This window comes from Bradyrhizobium sp. (genome assembly GCF_016462955.1).
Classification (GTDB): Bacteria; Pseudomonadota; Alphaproteobacteria; order Rhizobiales; family Xanthobacteraceae; genus Bradyrhizobium.
Genome location: NZ_JAEMSD010000441.1, coordinates 1 through 3751, shown reverse-complemented (window position 1 = coordinate 3751; position 3751 = coordinate 1). Strand labels below are relative to the sequence as shown.

Sequence of the window (3751 nt, the reverse complement as noted above, 5' to 3'; positions counted from 1 at the left end):
GTCGAGACCGAGCGCTTCGTCAAGCGCTTCAAGGTCCAGCCTTACGTCTGGAATCCGCATTTTCCCGTCAATACGCTGAACCTGATGCGCACGGCGATCGCTGCGCAGCTCGAGGGCGTGTTCGAACAATATGTCGAGGCGGCCTTCCATCACATGTGGCGCGAGCCGAAGAAGATGGACGACCCTGAAATCGCGGCGAAGGCGCTGGCGTCTTCCGGTCTCGACGCCCAGAAGCTGCTTGCCCGCGGCCAGGAACCCGAGGTGAAGGCCAGGCTGATCAAGAACACCGAGGAGGCGGTCGCCCGCGGCGCCTTCGGCTCGCCGACCTTCTTCGTCGGCAGCGAGATGTTCTTCGGCAAGGAGCAGCTGCGCGATGTCGAGGAGATGGTGAAGGGCGAGTAGGGAAAGGCGAATGGCGAGTAGTGGAAACGTGACTCGCGTTTCGTCACTTGCCATTCTATTCGCTACTCCCTATTCGCCATTCGCCTCTTTCTGAAGAACAACAATAACGGAGCCTTTCATGCGTATCCTCGTGGTCGGCGCCGGCGCCATCGGCGGCTATTTCGGCGGCAGGCTGTTGCAGGCCGGCCGCGACGTCACCTTCCTGGTCCGGCCGCGGCGCGCCAGCGAGCTTGCAAGCGCCGGCCTCGTCATCAAGAGCCCGAACGGCGATGTGACCCTGAAGAACCCACCGACCGTGCAGGCGGACGCGATCAAGGACAAGTTCGACGTCGTCCTGCTCAGCTGCAAGGCGTTCGACCTTGACGATGCCATCAAATCATTCGCCCCGGCGGTGGGGCCGAACACCGCGATCATCCCGATGCTCAACGGCATGAAGCATCTCGACACGCTGGATGCCAGGTTCGGCAAGGATCGCATGCTCGGCGGCCTCTGCGCCATCGCCGCGACACTGAACGAGAAGCGCGAGGTGGTGCAGCTCCAGCCGATGCAGTCGATCAATTACGGCGAGCGCGACGGCGGGATGTCCGACCGGGTGAAAGCGATCGACGAGGCCTTCAAGAGCGGCATCAACGGCGCCACCGCCAGCCAGAACATCATGCAGGACATGTGGGAGAAATGGGTGTTCCTCTCATCGCTCGCTGCAAGCACCAGCCTGATGCGCGCCTCGGTCGGCGATATCCTTGCGGCTCCCGGCGGCCGGGATTTCCTGCTCGGCATGCTGGACGAGACCAGCGCGGTCGCCGCAGCGTCCGGCTATCCGCCGGGCGGGCCGTTCTTCGAGCGGGTGAAGGGCAACCTCACCGCCGAGGGATCGCCGATGACGGCCTCGATGTACCGCGACATCAAGGCGGGCCTGCCGGTCGAAGCCGATCACGTCATCGGCGATCTCATCGCGCGCGCCGATGCCGCCAAGGTGCCGGTGCCGAAGCTGCGCATCGCGTATACACATCTGAAGGCGTATGAGAAGCAGCGGGCGGGGTAGGTCTTCACCACACGATCGGTGTCGTCCCGGGCTCGCGCTTTGCGCGCCCCGGGATGACGCGCTGTGTTTGCCGCAACACCGAGCGTCGCACTATTTCAGATGCGCCAGATAGTGCGACACCGCGGTGATTTCCTCGTCGCTCATGCGATAGGCGACATCGACCATCGCGGCGACGCCGTTGCCGATGCGCTGGCCGGCCTTGTAATCGTGCAGCGCCTTGACGAGATATTCCTGGCGTTGGCCGGCGAGCCGCGCCACCGCCTTGGTGCCGGCATAGTTGTCCGTATGGCATGAGGCGCAGCGGCGGCCGACGGCCACCTGCGCGCCCTTTTTCGACAGGTCCGGATCGCTGTCCTCGCCCCCCTTCGGCGGCGCGAGCTGCGAGAAGTAGGCTCCGAAGTTGCGAATGTCCTCGTTCGTCATCTGCTCGACGATCGGCTGCATCTGCTCGTTCTTGCGCGCGCCGGCGCGGAAGAACACCAGCTGCCATTGCAGGAACTGATCGGGCTGGCCGGCCAGAGAGGGGATGTTCTCGGTCTGCGAGATGCCGTTCTCGCCGTGGCAGCCGGAGCAGACGGCCGCCTTCTCCTTGATCGCGGCATTGTCGGCGGCCGTAGCAGCCGGCGCGAGCAGGAGCGCCGCCGACAGAATTCCAAACCGAACGACCCGCATGTCTCAATCTCTCCGACCGTCATTGCCCGGCTTGACCCGCCTGCAAGGCCGAAGCCTCTTCGGCAAAGCGTAGGCCCGGCAATCCATCGCTTTTGCAGAAAGTTTCCCGTTGATGGATGCCCGGATCAAGCCCGGGCATGACAAACGTGTTCCATCGCAAGCATGTCACAAGCAAAAGAGGCTGCGGCCGTCACGCGGTCGCAGCCTCTCCGTCGGGTCGCGCTATTTCTTGCTGTAGCTGATGCGATAGATCGCTCCGGCCCAGTCGTCGGCGACGAGGATCGATCCGTCCTTGGCGAGGATGATGTCGTTGGGACGGCCGAGATAGCCCTGGTCACCCTCGAGCCAGCCGGAGGCGAAGATCTCCCGCTTGGGGTTCTTGCCGTCGGGCCCGACGATCACGCGCACGATGCGTGCGCCCTGGTACTTGTGCCTGTTCCAAGAGCCGTGCTCGGCGATCAGGATGTTGTTCTTGTACTCGGCGGGGAACTGGTCGCCGGTATAGAACTTCATGCCGAGCGGCGCGACATGGGCGCCGAGATTCAGCACCGGCGGCGTGAACTCCGAGCATTTGTGGCCCATCGCGAACTTGTCATCGGGCAGATTGCCCTGGTGGCAATACGGGTAGCCGAAATGCTCACCGATCCGATTGATCATGTTCAGCTTGTCACTGGGCAGATCATCGCTGATCCAGTCGCGAGCGTTCTCGGTGAACCAGAGCTTGCCGGTGCGCGGGTCGACGTCGCCGCCGACCGAATTGCGAACGCCGAGCGCCCAGATTTCCGCGTTGCCGGTCTTGGGATCGACGCGGCGGATCTGCGACACGCTGGTCGGCGGGATGCCGATGTTGAAGGGCGGTCCGAACGGCAGGAAGAACCAGCCTTCCTTGTCGACCGCGATGTACTTCCAGCCATGGGCGGCATAGGACGGCATGTCGTCATAGACGACCTTGCCCTGGCCGAGATTGTCGAGATTGGCCTCCGCGTTGTCGTAGCGGATCAGCTTGTCGACGGCGATGACGTAGAGCGCGCCGTCCCGGAAGGCGAGGCCGGTGGGCATGTTCAGGCCCTTGAGGACGGTCTTGACCTCTTTCTTTCCGTTGTTGTCCTTGATGGCATAGACGTTGCCGAGACCGAACGAGCCGACGAACAGCGTGCCCTTGTCACCCCAGGCCATCTGCCGTGCCGCCAGCACGCCCGAGGCATAGACCTCGATCTTGAAGCCCGAGGGCAGCTTGATCTTCTTGACGATGTTGGCGAGCTCGGCATCGGAGGCGCCGGTCGGCGGGCCCGAGGGCGGCGCGAGGCCCTTCTGCGCCTCGGTCTCGTCGCCGAGGAACCAGTCCTCCGGCGGATGGGTCCAGAATTCCTTGGTGCCGGATTCGTATTTCTTCAGCGCCCGGTTCTTGTCTTGCTGTTGCGCATTGCCGGCGCTGGTCCCCGCGAGAAGGGCCACGGCCGCAAGCGCCAACACGGATCGATGGAACATCGATGTCATCGCGTCACTCCCCTAAGGCAGCCGCCTGGGCTGCGATTATTTGTTTTGCTAGTCGAGAGGCGAAGTTTCGGCGTCTGCTCCAGGCAGACGCAAAAAGGCTAGCACATCTGCCGGCGCTGGGAAGGCCGTCGCTCATGC

Annotated in this window: 4 protein-coding genes; 2 read left to right on the top strand and 2 right to left on the bottom strand. The window is 63.5% G+C overall.

Annotation, left to right across the window (positions count from 1 at the left end):
* Both JHD07_RS31055 and panE read left to right on the top strand, forming a co-directional pair.
* Positions 1 to 402: 2-hydroxychromene-2-carboxylate isomerase (locus tag JHD07_RS31055; RefSeq protein WP_291629075.1), on the top strand; the 402-nt coding region annotated here is incomplete at its 5' end.
* A gap of 118 nt (positions 403 to 520) precedes the next feature.
* On the top strand, positions 521 to 1444 hold the full coding sequence (gene panE / locus JHD07_RS31050) for a 2-dehydropantoate 2-reductase (protein ID WP_291629073.1): 924 nt from the start codon (positions 521 to 523) through the stop codon (positions 1442 to 1444).
* A 90-nt stretch (positions 1445 to 1534) separates the two neighbouring features.
* Here panE and JHD07_RS31045 read toward each other — a convergent pair whose 3' ends face one another.
* Both JHD07_RS31045 and JHD07_RS31040 read right to left on the bottom strand, forming a co-directional pair.
* Entirely contained in the window at positions 1535 to 2116 is a 582-nt protein-coding gene (locus JHD07_RS31045) for a c-type cytochrome (RefSeq protein ID WP_291629071.1), read from the bottom strand.
* A 222-nt stretch (positions 2117 to 2338) separates the two neighbouring features.
* The gene (locus JHD07_RS31040; protein ID WP_291629069.1) at positions 2339 to 3613 is read right to left on the bottom strand and encodes a PQQ-dependent sugar dehydrogenase; all 1275 of its coding nucleotides are present in this window, start codon (positions 3611 to 3613) and stop codon (positions 2339 to 2341) included.
* Positions 3614 to 3751 lie beyond the last annotated feature (138 nt).

Coding starts and splice junctions, on each gene's coding strand:
- panE (WP_291629073.1), top strand. CDS start 521: ATGCGTATCCTCGTGGTCGGCGCCGGCGCCATCGGCGGCTATTTCGGC.
- JHD07_RS31045 (WP_291629071.1), bottom strand. CDS start 2,116: ATGCGGGTCGTTCGGTTTGGAATTCTGTCGGCGGCGCTCCTGCTCGCG.
- JHD07_RS31040 (WP_291629069.1), bottom strand. CDS start 3,613: ATGACATCGATGTTCCATCGATCCGTGTTGGCGCTTGCGGCCGTGGCC.